Raw genomic sequence first — 1,083 nt, 5'->3', positions numbered from 1 at the left:
CTAGCTGTAATTCCCACGGACGTTGTGAACAGCGTGGCGTGATGTAAAGGGCGAGGGCCTCCGGTATCGATTTGGGTTACCACACTCATCTCGATGCCCAGGAGGCCCTCGTGTCCTACGTTACTCATGCCAACGCCGACCTCACACCTAAGGCGAGGGGAAAACTCGCCTGTTTGGTCATCGAGCAGGGCTGGACGTTGCGCCGTGCTGCGGAGCGTTTCCAGTGCTCGCCGGCGACGGCCAAGAAATGGGTGGACCGGTACCGGGCCCTGGGTGAGGACGGAATGGTTGACGTATCGTCCCGGCCGCGGCGGAGTCCCCGCCGGACTCCAGCGCGCACCGAGCGGAGGATTCTGGCGCTGCGTTTCAATCGGCGATGGGGTCCACATCGGATCGCGGCCCACCTTCACCTGGCCCGCTCAACCGTTGGCAAGGTCCTGGTCAGGTACCGGATGCCGCGGCTGGCCTGCCTGGACCAGGGAACCGGCCTGCCCGTCCGAAAGCCCGCCCCGCAGCGCTATGAACACGACAGGCCCGGGGATCTGATCCACGTCGACATCAAGAAGCTCGGCCGCATACCGACCGGCGGCGGGCACCGCACCCTTGGACGGGCCAGGGGTAAGCGCAACCGCCACGCCGGCGTCGGGTACGCCTACCTGCACCATGCGGTTGATGATCACTCACGACTCGCCTATTCAGAGATCCTCGACAACGAGAAAAAGGAAACCGCCGCCGCCTTCTGGCTCCGCTCCGCAGCGTTCTTCGCCGCCCACGGCATCACCATTAAAGCCGTCCTCACCGACAACGGAGCCTGCTACCGCTCCAAAGCCTTCGCAGCTGCCCTGGGCCCACAGGTCAAGCACCGCCGAACCCGCCCTTACCGGCCACAGACCAACGGCAAGGTAGAACGCTTCAACCGGACCCTGGCCACCGAATGGGCCTACGCCAGACCCTACATAACAGAAGCCGAACGCGCCGCCGCCTACCCAGACTGGCTACACGCATACAATCACCACAGAACCCATACCGGCATCGGAGGCAAAACCCCCATCAGCCGCGTTCACAACCTCAGTGGGAATTACA

Annotated in this window: 1 protein-coding gene; it reads left to right on the top strand. The window is 63.9% G+C overall.

Annotation, left to right across the window (positions count from 1 at the left end; all coding sequences use genetic code 11):
* Positions 1 to 110: 110 nt before the first annotated feature.
* Positions 111 to 1,083: IS481 family transposase (locus AC1DBN_RS21355; RefSeq protein WP_477724183.1), on the top strand; the 973-nt coding region annotated here is incomplete at its 3' end.

This window comes from Pseudarthrobacter sp. 10T415 (assembly GCF_056394175.1).
Note: the sequence above shows the minus strand (reverse complement) of the source record. Positions and strands in the feature narration are given on the sequence as shown.